At 42.4% G+C, this 17,321-nt stretch carries 9 protein-coding genes; 4 read left to right on the top strand and 5 right to left on the bottom strand.

Annotation, left to right across the window (positions count from 1 at the left end; all coding sequences use genetic code 11):
- Window positions 1–498: 498 nt before the first annotated feature.
- A complete protein-coding gene (locus CDH51_RS14565; RefSeq protein WP_232724820.1) occupies window positions 499–2,160 on the top strand; it encodes a hypothetical protein in 1,662 nt (553 codons plus the stop codon).
- Between the two features lie 101 nt (window positions 2,161–2,261).
- On the opposite strand, the gene CDH51_RS14560 is transcribed toward CDH51_RS14565, so the two are convergent.
- Window positions 2,262–6,605: an AsmA family protein gene (locus tag CDH51_RS14560; RefSeq protein ID WP_100629220.1), complete on the bottom strand. Its 4,344-nt coding sequence runs from the start codon at window positions 6,603–6,605 to the stop codon at window positions 2,262–2,264.
- A gap of 1,032 nt (window positions 6,606–7,637) precedes the next feature.
- Complete coding sequence (locus CDH51_RS14555) at window positions 7,638–8,675, bottom strand: RluA family pseudouridine synthase (protein WP_100629219.1); 1,038 nt, start codon at window positions 8,673–8,675, stop codon at window positions 7,638–7,640.
- 46 nt (window positions 8,676–8,721) lie between these two features.
- Here CDH51_RS14555 and CDH51_RS14550 point away from each other — a divergent pair, with 46 nt between their 5' ends.
- Entirely contained in the window at window positions 8,722–9,645 is a 924-nt protein-coding gene (locus CDH51_RS14550) for a 1-aminocyclopropane-1-carboxylate deaminase/D-cysteine desulfhydrase (RefSeq protein ID WP_100629218.1), read from the top strand.
- Here the strand turns inward: CDH51_RS14550 and CDH51_RS14545 are convergent.
- From CDH51_RS14545 to CDH51_RS14535, 3 genes are read right to left on the bottom strand one after another with little or no spacing between them, the layout of a single operon-like run.
- Complete coding sequence (locus tag CDH51_RS14545; RefSeq protein WP_100629217.1) at window positions 9,629–10,264, bottom strand: AlbA family DNA-binding domain-containing protein; 636 nt, start codon at window positions 10,262–10,264, stop codon at window positions 9,629–9,631. The two genes, CDH51_RS14550 and CDH51_RS14545, sit on opposite strands and share 17 nt — an antisense overlap.
- Before the next feature lie 9 nt (window positions 10,265–10,273).
- A complete protein-coding gene (gene uvrB, locus CDH51_RS14540; protein ID WP_100629216.1) occupies window positions 10,274–12,316 on the bottom strand; it encodes an excinuclease ABC subunit UvrB in 2,043 nt (680 codons plus the stop codon).
- 50 nt (window positions 12,317–12,366) lie between these two features.
- Window positions 12,367–13,557 carry a lipoprotein N-acyltransferase Lnb domain-containing protein gene (locus CDH51_RS14535; protein ID WP_100629215.1) on the bottom strand — a complete coding sequence of 397 codons (1,191 nt, stop codon included), beginning with the start codon at window positions 13,555–13,557 and terminating at the stop codon, window positions 12,367–12,369.
- A 100-nt stretch (window positions 13,558–13,657) separates the two neighbouring features.
- Between CDH51_RS14535 and CDH51_RS14530 the strand changes: the two genes are divergently transcribed.
- Complete coding sequence (locus CDH51_RS14530; RefSeq protein WP_157807124.1) at window positions 13,658–15,889, top strand: T9SS type A sorting domain-containing protein; 2,232 nt, start codon at window positions 13,658–13,660, stop codon at window positions 15,887–15,889.
- Window positions 15,890–15,981: 92 nt separating this feature from the next.
- Window positions 15,982–17,295 (top strand): gluconate:H+ symporter, encoded by a 1,314-nt coding sequence (locus CDH51_RS14525; protein WP_100629213.1) that lies wholly within the window; start codon window positions 15,982–15,984, stop codon window positions 17,293–17,295.
- Window positions 17,296–17,321: the final 26 nt, after the last annotated feature.

Genomic DNA, 17,321 nt, shown 5'->3' with positions numbered 1-17,321 from the left:
CAATATTGACAGAATGGGATTATCAATGCCCGTTCCAATCGGAAAAAAGTGACAAGATGGCAGGTGAATAAGTAGGCAGTCTCAGTAGTCAGCGAGCAGAACTTTGTAAAAATACGCTTTGCGAGATATACCTCACTTCGCTCGGTGAAATACAATGGAAATTTATCCCCGCCTCAGTTTATTTCTAGGCCGACCGAAAATCTAGGGCAGAATCGTCTGTGTTAATACAGAAGGCAGAGATTTAAGATTCTGGACCCCGAAAAAAATGTTGATTTATCCATATAAGCAGTTTATTAACATTGATTTATCAACAAACAACAAAATAGTAGATATGAAATATATAGATAGCGAAATATTTGAAACTTTATATAAAATAATTTTTGGATTATATAATAAACATAATTTATATTCGAGCGATTTTAAACAATTAATAACCAATAATAAAAAAGTTGAATTTTATATTTCATTTATATAATTACAAAAAACATTTTACAAGACATGAAATTAAAACATAACAGTAAAATAAATGCTTTGCTACTCACAGCGTTTATGACAGCTACGTTTTTTGCCTGCAATGATTCGATTGAAAACCCGGCAGATCCGACTGTTTTGATCAATAACAATTCCGATGAGTTGAGTCAACGACTGAGCCTTGAGGGCGGAGGCGTAATTGGAATCACTTCTCCATCTAATCCTTCAGGGAGAGTTCTGGATGATGATGATGCTGAAAAAATATCACTGGTACTTGTGTCTCAGGCTTCCTCTCCAGAATATGAAGGCAACACACTACAGGCTACTCATGTAGATATTGATGATGATTACGCATACGTGGCTTACAATACTGCCGGTCCGACATTTCTAGGCGCAGTAGAAATCATCGATATTTCTGATGCCTACAAACCAAAGATTGTCTCTCAGGTGATTTTTAGACATGCTGATGTCAGCGCAGTAGAATATCGAGATGGGTTATTGTTCCTAGCCATGGGAATGGATATCGATCAGATGGATGTTGATGGCCCTGCCAATCTTGGAGTAGTAAGTGTATCTGATGGACAATTCACCTCTGATTTCAGATATTATTCAGTTCCTGGATTTGTGGCCACTGATGTCACTGCCAGTAGCCAGTTCACCGCTATTGTCAGTGGTAGCGATGGAGCCTTGACGCTTTTTGACCGAAGCTTTGACAAACTTGAAGAGCGTGCTAGTGGTGACCTGAGAAGTGTAGCCCATGAAGACAATCGCATTGCTATCTTGGACGGGACGTCGGGAGCTGTAGTTCTTAATGCCAACTCACTGAGCGAAGTAAGTAGCATCAACACAGAGTCTGATGAGGCCCAAGCTAAGCGAACTATCGATATTGAAGACGGGTATCTATACATCGCAAAAGGAAGAAATGGAGCCGGCATCTATCGAATGTCAAATGGTCAGGAAGAAAGCCTAGTAGCTATTCCCATCAACCCAGAGAATGTAGAGCCGGGTGATGTTGTGACAAATGCTGTTTCTGTGGACGATGAGTTGCTATTCATGGCAAACGGGGCTGCAGGAATCTCTATCGCCGATGTAGATGATGAGGATGACGTAGAACTTTATGGAGTTTTGGATCTTGACGGTTCGTCAAATTTCGTCCGTTTTGAGGATGAGTTTATCTTCGTGGCCACAGGAAATGGAGGTATTCAAATCCTAAAAATTAAAAAGTACGATGATGATGATGACGATGAAGATGATGAAGGCTCAGGAGTCAGCTGCGAAGGTTTGGATCCTTATCGGGGAAACTCCAATCTCAATGTAAACGGAAATGAAAAAGCAGCTTACAGCGGTTCCGCTCAATTGAAAAATGTAAACATTGGCGGGGAGTTTCTATTCTGTGGATCCTTGGCCATTGAGAACAACCTGAATGTCAACAGCAATGGACTGATGCATGTAGTAGGATCCTTTGCCTTTGGCCAGTATCGCAAAAACACCAGCATCAATGTTAATAGTAATTCAACACTTCGATTGACAGGAAGCACGGTAATCTACGGCGATTTAAGACTAAATAGCGGAGCTACCTTAGAGTTTGTCGGTGAAGATAATGTCATCACTATCTACGGTGATGTTCAAATCAACAGCGGTGCAAGAATTATCGGAGATTTCAAAGACACTGAAGGAAAGCTGGACTAAAGCATTTCTTTTAATCTGCAAAATCCCGTTTTGGGCAGGAATTCAATTCTGTTCAAAACGGGATTTTTTTTATCAAAGAATTTTGATCCTCCAAAAGGACATTACTCTTCCTCTTCTTTCCGGATAGGAATAGCCGGCTGTCCTAGTCCAACCGAACCCTTGAGGCCACTTAGGGTAGCTTTCCACCAGGTGCTGAACACAAACTTTGTCGTGTCTCTTTTGAAGTAAATATCAGATAGAACCGTATTCCCAAAAAGTTTCCGCGGGTTGTTATTTTTGATCAAGGTATTCCCTAGAAAACTCATTAAGGCCAGCTTGCCTTTTCCTTTTTCCAAAGTCAGTGAGTCCAGAAAATCAATTTTCAAATCCTCATAATGAAAGCGCATTTTACCGATAGCTTCCTCATCATCTAGCCGAAAACTCCAATCTCCCATCACCACCCGGGCATCTTCCCGAGTATTTAGAAATGCCGCTTTTGCCAATATCCCATTCAATTTTTCCAAGGGCATAGCCCCAAGCTGCAGCGTTACATCCATGGGATAGGGATCTTCGAAAAACAGACGGCTTTGGAGATTGATTTCCCCCTCCCCCATCAGCTTAGCAGTTGCAATCAAATCCAGTTCCTTCAAGGGGTATGATGACTCCTCAGTACTCGTTGCTGCCGGTGCGATTCCTGCAGCCACATCTTCAAAGACTATCTGACCGGGAAGTTGAGAACCCTCCGTAAATTCCTGGTATCGGATCCGACCGTTCTCCAAAATCACTGTATCCAAAAGAACCGAGACAGGTGCCTGACTTAGCAAAACCTGGGGCATGGGCTTGTAGACATTTTCTGGCAATGGGAGACGCTTATCTCGGAAAATATCCAGTCGAAAATCATCACCTCTGAATTTCCTAGCTTTAATCTGCCCATCCACAAAGTAGGCAGAATAGTCAATCCCTTCTATTCTAAGCCGGTCAATATTTAAATCTACCGCATCCGTTTGGAAGCCTTTTTCTCTCAAATAGGCATAGCGCCCCATCGTCGGCGCATAGCGAACCTCCTCCATTTCAAAATTCTCCCCATCAAAAACTACTTTTCCCACACGAATAGACTCCATACTGTCTTTGGTGAAAATCTCATAATCCCCGAATGAAAGAAAAGATTTACTGTCTAAAAGTGATTCAAGGATCTTTACATCCCCCATTTGGGTCAGATTCCAATTCAATGCATTGATTTCTGCATTGACCTCATTGAAGCCTAGTCCATTGATCGCTCCCGTGTTTAGGTCTTCAATTTTTATTTGTCCTTCTTGTATTTCTATGGACTGAAGGAGAATGGACTGAATCAAACCTGCTGAATCAGCTTCATTTGACCTGGATTCTTTCTTGATCTTTGGAGCCTCTTTGTCCCGAATGACACTTAGCTTAGGTTGAGAGATACGAAGCTTTTCAATATCAAATACACCGGTTTCCTGAATCAGACTCAAATCATTATTTGAAATCCCAATTTCGGCTATACTACCTTCCAGAAAAAAGGGCGTTTTATTCAAGCGATCGATCGGAGCTATCGTGATACCAGAAAGAACAGTCTCATCTTTTTCACTATCAAAAGAAAGATTGGAAAATACCAGTTGATGAATACTATCCGGGAGATTGAATTGAAACTCATTGAGAGAAATGGCCAACTGTCCGAAGAGCTGAGAAGCATCACGCCTCAGGTCCACCTCTTCACCTAAATTCAAATCCTGAATAGACAGATCAAAATCAGTATTGATGGATTGCTCCCCCCTTTGCCCGTAGCGATAGAGCAGGTTAAAATTAGAATTAGTGGCAATTACCTCCTCAATGCTTACCTCCTTGAGCACCCTTCTTTCGCTTCTCGCTTGGTTTCTTCTTGCCTGTTCGCCCGCATTGCGAATATAATCCGGATTAACCTCCAAATTAATCGAGCTTCCATTCACCCGAAGACGATTGAGCTCAAGTCGATCATTGAATAAAAAATCCTCTAGGTCTACCCCATCCAACTCCACCATCGGCAGCTGCAAGGACAAGGCGATTTTACTGGAAAGATTTTCACCTGGAATGAGTGTCAGGGTATCGATTGAAAGACGCTTTTTCTTGGTATCAAACTGAAGGTGATTAGTCGTCACATCATAATCACCTTGGGCTAGACTGAAAGAATAATCTGCCAAATCAAGAATAATTTCATCCGAAAAGAAGGTTTTGGAGGTATCGTTTACCATTCCCTCTTCGAAGTAAAAATTCTTTAAATAAAGGGAAAGATCCTCCTCTGCAAAGCTGATTTCCCTTCTTCCAGAGAAATCAAAAAAGTCAAGCTTTCCTTCTTCAAATCGGACCGAATCAATAGAAACTGAACGAAAATAAGAAGAAAGAAGTCCCTGAAAATCATCCACGGAACTTGGTCCGTCCCCTCGGGAAGATTCAGATGTTTTTCGATATTTTCTATAGTCAAACTCGGGGCCAAGGACAAAAATCTCTCTAATATCCAATCTCTCTTCCAGCAGGGCTGCCCTGATATCGACTCCTCTAACCTGAAAGCTGGGAACCTTGAAATTCAATGCCACACTTTTACCGTAGGTATCCAAAACATCCGAGATATTCTCAGGATTTTCAGGTCTTAAAGTAAAATCTCTCAACTCAATCAAATCGCGCTTTGAATCGATAAGCACCTCACCAGCTTCAAAAACGTGAAGATTATCCCGAAGCTTGAGTCGATACTTATCCAAACTTAAAACCACTTCTTCAGCTAGCAGGGCATCTTGAATTTCAAGCACAGAATCCAGTGACACTTTGACATCCTCAAGGCTCAAACTGATACGTTCAAAGGCTACATCATCCGATCGTAAGCCTGTTGCATTCTTGAATTGGACACGACCATCAATCAAGTCAAAATACCCAATATTTGCCTCTGATAAATACCCTTCCCAGATATTCCTCCTCACTTTTTTGACTTCATCTGAGCTAGCCTTTCGCAGATCTGTGATTTCCACTTCAGGTGCTTGTAAGGCAATTCGCTCTACATCCAATATCCCCTCGTTGTAGAGCTTTTTCAATTCAGCCGCCTCCATCTCTACAGTCTCAAGCTTGATATCAAACCGCTGATTGGGAACTATGTCAGGGTTTATTTCCGGCCTTTCGACTAGCTCAAATCCTGACACCTCGATTCGGTCCAAAAAGGAACTAGCCATTACTTTTTCGCCTCGAATTAGGTGATAATCATCCGATAGGTACAGGACAAATTCCCCCAACTCCATGGCGGCATCTTTCCCATAAAAAAATTGATTCTGTCTTCTATCCTGATCCTCACCCAAGTAGAATTGAATCATTTTGAATTCCACTTTTCCAGCCTCTATCCGATTATGAAGACTATCCAAAAGTCCTCCAGTCAAAAAATCACCCTCGCGAACAGATAGTTCTTTGATATAAATAGACTTAAGTAATCCTTCGATCAACTCATTCAGGTCGCCACTCCTTTGGACACTTTTTCTAAGGTTTTCATTTCGGGTCACTTGGACGGAGGGCTTATTTAAAATAACCTCATCAATTTCCAGCTCAGATTGTCTGAAAGCACGGTTTAAATCCACATTTCCTATCCGCAATTCATCGAGGAAAAGCTCATAATAGACAGGCGCATCTATAGTTTTATCAGGTTTTAGGGAAAATTCCTCAACCGAAATACGGCTATCCAATGAGGTAACAAAGGCTTTTTCGGCAAAAATGGTATGAACCTTATCCGGCAGTGAAAACTCCACTTGCTCCAGTTCAAACTCAAAACCTTTGGCATTGAACGGGGTAACCCATTCCCCAGATTCGCTCCAATCCACATCAAATACATGGAGACTGGTATTCTTGGCATTGATGGATTTTTTACTGAGAAAGTTAAAAAAGAACAAGTCTGCATCGGCGATCAAGATTTCATCGATAATCACCCCACCAAAGATCAACTTATCGATACTCTTTTTGATTTCATTTTCAAGTCGGCGTACTGCTGACACTTCTTCTTGGTCCAGAGAATCGCTTTCTTCCAACTCAGGAGGAAGTTGTAGTGAAAGATTCGGATTCTCAAGACGGATATTTCCTACTTCCAGGATTTTTTCATCCCAATCAAACCAGAGATTACGAATTCCCAATTCATCCAATTGAAAATCAAACAAAACCTGATTTTCATTGGCAGCTGCGTTTGGATCTGGACGAAGGACGATCCCATTTAGGAATACTCCACGTCGAAACAGTGAAAAATTCAAACGATTAAACTCTACCTGATAGACTCCCCCTGTTGCTTCATTAACTTTTGTCCGCGCCCAATTAAGAAAAAGTAGATTGGAACCGAAATAAAAAAAGAACTCCAAAAAGAGAAGACTGAGCAGCAAATAGATCAAAAACCGCAAAACCCGCTTACGCCGAGGATGATGGCTGAGTTTGTCTCGTATTCCTTTGATCATGCTGAGGTATTTTGTGAAAAATAACTAAATCCGCTCTAAAAAATAAAAAAGCAGCAATTTCTTGCTGCTTTTTGCTGTAGGAGAAGGATTCGAACCTCCACGGAGCAGTTAGGCGATAGTCCGGTTTGAGCCATGCTTTTTCCCTTATCTCCACCCCCGAGACAGGAGGGCTTGTCTGCCAATTTCAACATCCTACAGGATTATATCTTGGTGACCTTTGGTAATTTAATTCAGAAAAGAAGCGGCGAATAACTTACAGTCGAAAAAGTCGTCTGTCTCCATTGCTTACGCGCCGCTTTTCAAGTATAGATCGCATCGTTTTGCGATATTTCAATTTCTAACTCTTGATGATTCAAAATTAATAAAATGATCCTTTTATTACCCTTTTTGCAAAAAATTTTCTAATTTTTTACATTATTTTTAATTTATAGCTGTTTTTGATATTGTTTCAAAAATAGAATATCTAAAAATCAAAGCTTCATTAACAAATCTTCAATTCAACTAAGAAAACTGAAACCTAGGGGCAAAAAAAAACCATGAAAAACAATTTCATGGTTTTAATCAATTAACAATAAACCCAAAATAACCTGCTGTAGGAGAAGGATTCGAACCTCCACGGAGAAGTTAGGCATTCACGAGCTCGATAAATGCTTTATCCTTTCATCTCCACCCCCGAGACAGGAGGGCTTGTCTGCCAATTTCAACATCCTACAGTATGATACTAGAACTTTTAGCCGTTTGACTGTTTCAAATATACAGCAAAAGGATTCTTTTTTGAAAATAATCTAAAAATTTTATCAAAAATTTACATTTTATTTAATGAAATCGTTTTAAATATATCGATTCGTTAAAATTGAAACTGATTCCAGTCTTATTTTTGACTTATTTTCAATGAATATTTTTTTACGGAAGTAGGGTATCCGCTCATATCTTCCGAATTTGAATTATCAACTCCCTAATTATCATCCAGATACAGGAGGTTTTAATAAGAGGGATTACTAAGAAAAATCAGATTTTTAAAAAATCAATAGCCTATTCATATTGTACATAATGCTCCCACTTAGCTAATACATCCGAAAAATCTTCCGGAAGTGGCGCTTCGAAATACATGTTTTCTCCAGTACGGGGATGCTTGAAGCCTAAGGACTTGGCATGAAGGGCTTGTCTTGGCATGATTTGAAAGCAATTCTCTACAAAAGACTTATACTTTGAAAACTGCGTCCCTTTCCGGATTTTATCCCCACCATACATTGCATCGCTGAATAAGGGGTGTCCCAGAAATTTCATATGAGCACGTATTTGGTGAGTTCTACCAGTCTCTAGCTGACAGGAAATCAAGCTGACATAGCGTAGATTATTGATCACTTCCCAATGGGTTACTGCATGCTTTCCTTGGCTTCCATCAGGAAAGACATCCATTATTTTCCGGTCTTTGGCACTTCGCCCTACATGGCCGGTGATGGTCCCGGACTTCTCCTCCATCTCGCCCCAGACCAAGGCTATGTATTTTCGCTCAATTGTATGGTGATAAAACTGCGCCGCAAGATGCGTCATCGCCTCTTCTTTCTTGGCGATCACCAGAAGGCCAGAGGTATCCTTATCGATTCGATGTACCAATCCGGGTCGGCCCACATTCCCCTTCATCTCGGGAAGTTGCTGAAAATGATAAACCAGCCCATTCACCAATGTACCCGTCCAGTTGCCATGTGCTGGATGAACTACCATTCCGGCAGGTTTATTGACTACCAGCAAATCCTTATCTTCGTAGACGATATCCAAGGGAATGTTTTCAGGAATTACCTCGGTATCCCGTGGTTCTTGTGGAAACATGACTCGGATCTCATCAAGTGGCTTAATCTTGTAATTTGCTTTGGTAGATTGGCCATTGACAAGCACGAAGCTATTGTCTATGGCCTGCTGCACTTTATTACGCGTTGCAAAAGCCACTTTCTCGGTGAGGAATTTGTCAATACGGATCGGAGACTGTCCTTTGTCTACCTTGATATGGTAATGTTCGTAAAGGGCTGCTACTTCCTCGTCCTCAAATTCCTCTTCGGGTTGCTGATTCATCCTGTAAAAATACACGGAACTCCCTTAACTTTCCCAAAATTCAAGCATGCTTAGCCCCAACCCCATTGTTAATCAGCCTCTAGACCATCCTCTTTTGGAAGAAAAAGGGCTCGAATTATCCATTAAACGCTTGGACTTGATCCATGAATTGGTACCGGGAAATAAATTTTTCAAGTTAAAATACAACCTATTAAAAGCTCAAGCCGAAGACCATCATACACTCTTGACCTTTGGCGGTGCTTATTCCAATCATATTCATGCAGTATCCCAAGCGGCATTTGCTTTAGGCATGAAATCTATTGGTATCATTCGAGGTGAAGAAACTTTGCCGCTAAACCCTACCCTGAAAGCCGCTACAGAAAAAGGGATGCAGCTTCACTACGTGAACCGAGAAGATTTTCGTAAAAAAAAGGATGCAGATTTCATCCAGCAACTGAAGGAAAAATTTGGGGAATTCTATCTAATTCCAGAAGGTGGAACCAATGCAGAAGCTATACGAGGCACCCGTGAGATACTTTCGGCAGAGGATGAAAGCTTTACTCATATCGGTACTTCTATTGGTACTGCAGGCACATTCTTGGGTTTGATTCAATCAGCTAGCCTTGAACAAACCATTTTGGGTTTTTCCGCTTTGAAGGGCGAATTCATTCACAAAGAAGTGGCTGATTTGAGTAAGATGTTTGATGTTGACCTTAGCAATCAAAATCAAATATTCACGGACTACCATTTTGGCGGCTATGCCAAATACAGACAATCCCTAATCGATTTTATTTGGTGGTTTTACGAGACATTCGGGATTATCCTTGATCCAATTTACACCGGAAAGATGCTTTCAGGTATTTGGGACTTAATTGAAAAGGATTATTTCCCGAGAGGATCAAAAATTTTAGCCATCCACTCGGGTGGCTTGCAGGGAAATGAAGGTTTTACTTTTCAGACAGGAATCAAGCTCCCTACTCTTTCAAAGTAAAATAGTCCTCAGACTCTTCCGGGTGGATTTCCAAGACATTTGCCAAAACCAATCTCACCAAGGTTTTACTGGCTAGAAATTTAGGAAGCTTCGCCTCTCTGATGTACTCGCGAAGGGTTACTTTTCCATTTTCTCCCAAAATTCGCATCAGCTTTTCTTCCTTTGGGCCGTAAGTAAAAATGATATCTCGCTGATGATGTCGACGTTTGAGGATTTCCCAGACTTCCCGACTAGCCTGCACGCTTCTATCTTCCACCCGGATGTAGGCTTTCTTCCGGTTTCCATCCATTAAGTAGTGAGCAGTACCATTACTTTTTGGTATATCAAAAATAGCCACCCCCTTCTTTTCGTTGATTTTGATCATATCCACTTCATAATCAATGCTGGGGAGAATATAATCTTGAATAGCCCGCTTTAACACAAACACTTCCTCTTCGATAAAACGCTGTCCACTTACTGTCCCATCATCATCGACACCCAAAAGCAATTTACCGCCTTCGGTATTGGCAAGGGCAATAAGCTCCCGGACAATTTTTTCCGGAAAAGCGACCTTCTTTTTAAATTCCAGTCGAAGCCCCTCGCCCTGAGCAGCAAGTCTTTTGACCTCTTGAAGTGTCATGATGTATTTTTATTTATTGGGTCCTTGCTCCAGCTGAGCAAGTCTATTTTTGAGTGCCATCCACTCATCACGGAGACGGGCAGCTTCCATAAAGTTCAATTCCTTGGCTGCTTTTTCCATCTGCTTTTGTGTCTGAGCAATTAGTTTTTCCAGTTTCTCTTTTCCGAGATATTGTACTACCGGATCAGCTGCGATAGCAGTCTCACCTGGCATAGGTTCGGCGTAAACTTTGGCATTTTTCTTCGAGTCAGCCACCTTGGTTTGACCCATGATCTTATCTCTGGACTTGATGACAGTTTTTGGCGTAATGCCATGCTCTTCATTGTAGGCCATCTGCAGTGATCTTCTCCTTTTGGTCTCATCAATGGCCATCTGCATGGAATCCGTGATATGATCTGCATACATGATCACCCGGCCTTCTGAGTTACGTGCCGCCCGGCCTATCGTCTGTACCAAACTTCGCTCATTTCGAAGGAAACCCTCCTTGTCTGCATCCAAAATGGCAACAAGCGCCACTTCAGGCAAGTCAAGTCCTTCCCGAAGCAAATTCACTCCGACGAGAACATCAAAGATTCCCAAACGTAATTCCCGAAGTATCTCCACCCGATCAAGGGTTTTCACCTCGGAGTGTATGTAGCGGGATTTCACCCCGGCACGTTCTAGGTACTTTTGCAGTTCCTCGGCCATCCGTTTGGTCAAGGTAGTGACCAATACCCTCGCATCTTGCTTGATCGTCTGATCAATTTCCTCAAGCAGATCATCGATTTGATTTTGGCTGGGGCGAACTTCAATGGTAGGATCTAGCAGACCTGTTGGACGGATAATCTGCTCCACGACCACCCCTTCGGTTTTCGCAAGTTCATAATCCGCTGGGGTAGCTGAAACATAAATGACCTGATTGGTTAGGTTTTCGAATTCATCGAATTTCAGAGGACGGTTGTCCAAAGCTGAAGGCAAGCGAAAACCAAAATCCACCAAATTGACTTTACGAGACCGGTCTCCTCCCCACATGGCCCGAACCTGCGGCACCGTGACATGCGATTCATCAATCACGAGCAGGTAATCATCCGGAAAATAATCTAAAAGACAGAAAGGTCTCATTCCGGGCTGCCTGCGATCAAAGTAGCGGGAATAGTTCTCCACACCTGAGCAATAGCCCAATTCACGGATCATTTCCAAATCGAACTCAGTCCGCTCCTGCAAACGCTTAGCTTCAATAAATTTCCCCTCCTTTTCGAAGAAATTAACCTGAGCGACCATATCATCCTGTATTTCATGAATGGCTTTGTCAATTGTATCACGTCCTGTTACGAAAAGATTTGCCGGGAAAATGGAAATGATCTTTTCATCGTTCAGCTTCTTACCGCTAGCCGGGTCGATCCGCTGAATTGCCTCAATCTCATCCCCCCAAAAGAAAATCCGATAGCCCCAATCCGCATAAGCAACAAAAATATCAACCGTATCACCTTTGACTCGGAAAGTACCATGTGTCAATTCATGCTGAGTTCGGGAATACAAAATGTCCACCAACTTGAATAAAAGCTGATTTCTTGGAATTCGATCTCCTTCTTGGAGCCGTATCACACTTTTCCCAAATTCCTCCGGATTTCCGATACCATAGATACAGGAAACTGAAGCCACCACAATCACATCTCTACGCCCGGTCAGCAAAGAAGAGGTTGCACTAAGTCGCAATTTTTCGATCTCTTCATTGATCGAAAGATCCTTTTCTATGTAAGTACCTGAGCTGGGAATAAAGGCCTCAGGCTGATAGTAGTCATAGTATGAAATGAAATATTCGACTGCATTTTCTGGAAAAAACTGCTTGAATTCCCCATAAAGTTGAGCTGCAAGGGTCTTGTTATGACTCAAAATCAGGGTGGGTTTTTGAACCTCCTGAATGACATTGGCTATCGTGAAAGTCTTTCCCGAACCTGTCACTCCCAAGAGCACCTGTGCTTCATCACCCTGATTGACCCCATTCGTCAATTCTTTGATTGCCTTTGGCTGGTCTCCAGTAGGTTGATAGTCTGATGTGATTTTAAATTCCATACTTTTCTACAAACACCTTTTGGGGCTACAATAGTTTGGGCAAATCTTAATTAAGCAGAAATAGCTTTATACTTATCGACATTGTAGTACAGATAATTCGTGCGAAGAATCACTACAAGTAAAATTGGAATAAGGCTTGGGTGAAAGGATTGAAATCCCAAAATCCAGAAAACCACAGCCGCATCAGCCAAAATCAAAGCTGCAAGCAGGTAATGACGCACCCAAGGTTTTAGCTTTTTGCGAAGCAAGGCAAAAGCTAGTATCACATGCCCAGGAAAAGCCCAAAGGATATTCCAGTTCCACTGAGTAGCTGAATGCTCTGTGGCAAACCACAGCAAAAAGATGACTATCCCCAAGATTCCCAGGATCGAAAATAGGGCTACATCAAAGCCGATAAACAAGCGCTTTCGCTTGAAACCGACATAGGTAATCACTGTAAACACAACTGCCACCAGCCAAAAAAGCCAGTAGGGATTCAGGCTTGGCATTGCGGCATTTTGCTTAGGGAAATCCAAAATGACATGATTCTCCTTCACAAGTGGTCTAGTCGGACCATCCCCAACGATAGTGGCTCTCGCAAAGGCTTTTTCCATATAGTCGGGTAAAAATTGCTCCTCCTGCGCCGTAGCATCCCGGTCAATCACTGCCCCCAGAGCCAAATCTATCCCCAAGTCCGCCCAAGGCATATTCAAAACATATTCATCAATCAGGTTTCGGAAGGTCTTTTCGGATTTATCAGCACCCTCATCATTCCAGACCAATTTGTCACCTAATACCATATCCATCGCATCCCGAATTCGCGTGGCACAATTGTCAAAAAAGAAGTCATAGCGATAGTAGCGCCGCTCAGGAAGGTAATTGACCTGAAGAAACTCCACCATATACTGTTCCTGCTCCAGACTTAAATCCAACACTTGCTCTCGAATGGATCTTTGCTCTCGGGTATAGGTCGCCACAAAATCCGCATAGGTACTTACGCTAAGCATGTAATCTAGCCTACCTCCTGCAAATTTCCCGTAGAAATTGGGGGTATTGAAATTGAAGGTGCCGTAGTTGAAGACATAGTCTGTACCCTTGATATTATCCAGCACACGAATGGCGCTATGACCAAAAGCCATGTAGAGCTCATCCCCTGGATCACAAGTCAGCAAACTGATTCGATATAACTGAGCTTGAGAGACATAGGTCTGACTAACTAAGAGAAAAATAATCAGACCGATAACTTTCTTTTTTAAAATCATTGTATTAACTTAATTCTCCTTTTTCAACACTTTTTATTTGGATATGAGGGACAAAACGATGTGCCTACGGATATTTTTCCGATGCCGAATATACAGGTTTATGTCGGCTTTTGGAGTCATGTGCCTGACTTGGGTGTCCCTCTTTGCCCAAGAAATAGGAGCGTTCCGTACGGTTTCGACAGGCAATTTTAATAATCTCACTATTTGGGAAATCTTTGACGGCAGCACTTGGGCGGCAGCCAGCTTTCTACCCAATCAAAATCACGATATCTACATCGACCAATCCCACACCCTAACGCTTACTCAAAACGAAGCTGTCAAAAGTTTATTTATCAACTCGCAAGCCTTAGCTGGCGAAAAGTTAAACCTAAATGGATTTAATTTAGATGTTTATGGGACACTTCAGGCCTTTTCAGGAGCAGCTCCTGGAATCCCGAATGGTACAAACGCTTCAAATAACTGGATAGGCAATTCAAATACCTCAACCATAACCTTTCGTGGAACTAGTAGAACAATTACCCTCGAAGGAGCATGGAGTGCGCAATCTACAAACAGTCGCTATAGTGTGATTTTTGACCCTGGGCCTGGTCAGACGTTAACTATTGAAACGGCAATAAAAGCAATGAACTTCACCATCAGATCAGGCACACTATTTCAAAGCTTAAACACAGGTGTAAATCCTAACAGATGTTCTTCAATATCATTTAATACAAACCCAACCGTGGCAGTTGGCCCATTTGGCGAGCTGATTATCGAACCTGGAGCACAGTTGATTTCCGAATGCAATGACGGGATTCTTTTCCGTTCAGGCTCCATCAGCGCCTTGCAGTTTATCCTTCAAAATGGCGCTGAGCTTATTTTGGAAGGTGAAAATCCAGAAATCGAAGCAGCAAACTTTCAACTGAACGGCACCATAATCCATCGTGGAGGAAGCGGCACCAAAACATTTCTAACTTCTACCTATCCCGATGCAGCTATCCCAAATGCTATTCGAAACCTGGAATTACAAGGATCTGAAGATTTAATCTTGCCTTCCGATCTTTTCGTCCTTGGAGGTCTTCGACAAAGCGGAACGGGAGAAATCATAGCTGCGAACTCACACTTATACTTTGTAGGAAATGGAGATCAGCAAATCGAAAACTTTTCACTGACCACTCAAGACATGTCACTCAATAAACTCGCTGGCGATTTGATAGTGGAAAGTGACTTGAATGTGACCGAAACGCTTTTTTTACAAAATGGAAGTCTAGATCTTAATGGAAACACCCTAACAGTAAACTCTTCCGGAATCGGTGGTATCAACTATTCTGGCGGAACATGGAAAAATGCCAATTCATTTATTTACTCCAATCTACCCACTGCACTTACTGCTACAAATGGCTCCTTCCCATTTGAAGATGTGGCCAACGGAGGAGAAAGGCTAGTGCAGCTTTTGGGTACAACGGCCGGAGGCGATTTAGAAATTACCTTCACCGAATTTGAAGGAGCCGATTTCAATGCAGGATTTCAGGATACAGATGGGACCGACATTCTCTACCGCTTATTTTCCTATTTCCAATTTTCGGGATTTAACCCTAGTCCAAACCTATTGGAGCTTCGAATTTCAGCAGATCAATTGATCGTAGATGATGTAGATGACCTTCGGATTGTTGGAACCGGCTATGCGGCACCGGGAAATAATATTCCGGGCCAGGACCCTGTAAGACTTTGGGCAATAAGAGAGGTGCCTATAAATGACTTTTCTGGAATCAATTTCACAATTGGCAGTTTCCGAACCTTGAGTATTCTTCCAATTGAATTCTTTGATTTCGAAGCAAGTTGGAAAGAATCCGCTCCGGAAATTAGGTGGAAGGTCAGAGATGAAAAAGCTGGGCAGTTTGAAGTTTACAGAAGTGAAAATCCAAAAGAAACATGGAATCTCTTTGGTGTGGTTGAATCGGATCCTGAGAAGCAAGGCCGATACAATTGGCAGGATGTCACGGCAAAAAAATTCAAGACCTATTTTTACCGCATCAAGCATGTGGAAGAGACGACTGATCTGATCTCTTGGTCTACCACAGTCAGGTTAAAGCCAATAAATTCGATCCCGGAGAATGGTATTATTTATCCTAACCCTTATACAACAGGTCCATTACACCTGAAACTTCCTCCCGAAATTGACTCTCAGACTGCAGAGATCAAGGTCTTCCATAAAAATGGAACATCCATAATTCAAGAATCCTTAGACTCTCAGCAACTAATCTCAGATTTGAAACGGCTTAGGCCAGGGCTGTATTTCATCCAAATCAGCTCAAGCGAACTTCAACTGAATTTCAGATGGATTAGAAAATAATGTTTGATGGAAGTTCAAGGCATGTATTTTTTGATCGGTATTTTCAAAAAATAGATATTTCCTATCTTGAAATTCCAACCTAGCATAAACCTATGACCATCCTTCTAGTCCTGATCAGCATAGCCTTATTGGTGATTTTGATCGTTTGGGCCAAGCTCAATCCATTTTTAGCCTTTTTGATCTCATCCATTGTAGCAGGCTTTTTATTGGGCCTTCCGGCCGATCAGATCGCAGGTTCGGTACAAAAAGGAATGGGAGGTCTGCTTGGGGATTTGGTCGTGGTCATCGTGATGGGCGCCATGTTGGGGAAATTAGTGGCCGAAAGCGGCGCTGCACAGCGGATCGCGGGCTTTTTGATGAAATTATTTGGCAAAAACCGCATCACTTGGGCCATGTCACTCACAGGCCTCATTGTCGGAATTCCACTTTTCTACAATGTAGGCTTTGTCCTTTTAGTGCCTCTGGCCTTCACGGTTGCATATCAATATCGCTTATCCGCCGTGTATGTGGGTATTCCGCTATTAGCAGCCTTATCGGTGACCCATGGATTTCTACCTCCTCATCCATCTCCTGCAGCCCTGGTAGCCCAGTTTGATGCCAATATGGGTTTAACCTTGCTCTACGGCTTGTTGATCACCATTCCTACAGTAGCATTGGCAGGGCCTGTTTTTGCCAAGAGCCTGAAAAATATCCAAGCCAAGCCCTTGGAAACTTTCCAAGCGGAGGTCAGGGAGGAAAGCGAATTACCTGGAATAGCCAATAGTCTCATTACCGCACTTTTGCCTGTTTTTCTATTGATTGCAACTACTGTCATTAGCTTGGGACTTCCAGAAAGCAGCCCGTTAAGACCTCTTTTTGGCTTTTTGGGTGACCCCGGAGTGGTGATGCTTGTATCAGTGCTTTATGCTACTTACTCGCTAGGCATTCGAAGAAAAACCTCCATGAAAAAACTCATGGATAGCTACACTCAGGCCACCAAAGATATTGCCATGATTTTGCTGATTGTTGCTGGAGCAGGAGCATTGAAGCAGATATTTACCGACTCAGGAGTGAGCCAGGAAATAGCGGATGGCCTCAAAGACTGGCCCATCCACCCGCTGATTCTTGCCTGGACTATCACTGCAATCATTCGCGTTTGCGTGGGTTCTGCTACCGTAGCTGGTCTGACCACCGCAGGAATTATCGCTCCCATTATCCATACCATGAACGTAGATCCAAACTTATTGGTCCTTTCCATCGGAGCTGGAAGCTTGATGTTTTCTCATTTCAATGATGCGGGATTCTGGATGTATAAGGAATTTTTCAACCTAAGTATCAAAGACACGATCAAAACCTGGTCCTTGATGGAAACATTGGTTGCCATCATCGGGCTAATTGGGGTATTAATACTAGACTTTCTGATTTAAGATTAGAATATCTCTTGAGCAACTCC

It is taken from the genome of Algoriphagus formosus, assembly GCF_002807035.1.
GTDB lineage: Bacteria > Bacteroidota > Bacteroidia > Cytophagales > Cyclobacteriaceae > Algoriphagus > Algoriphagus formosus.
This window is presented reverse-complemented; position numbering and strand designations above follow the sequence as displayed.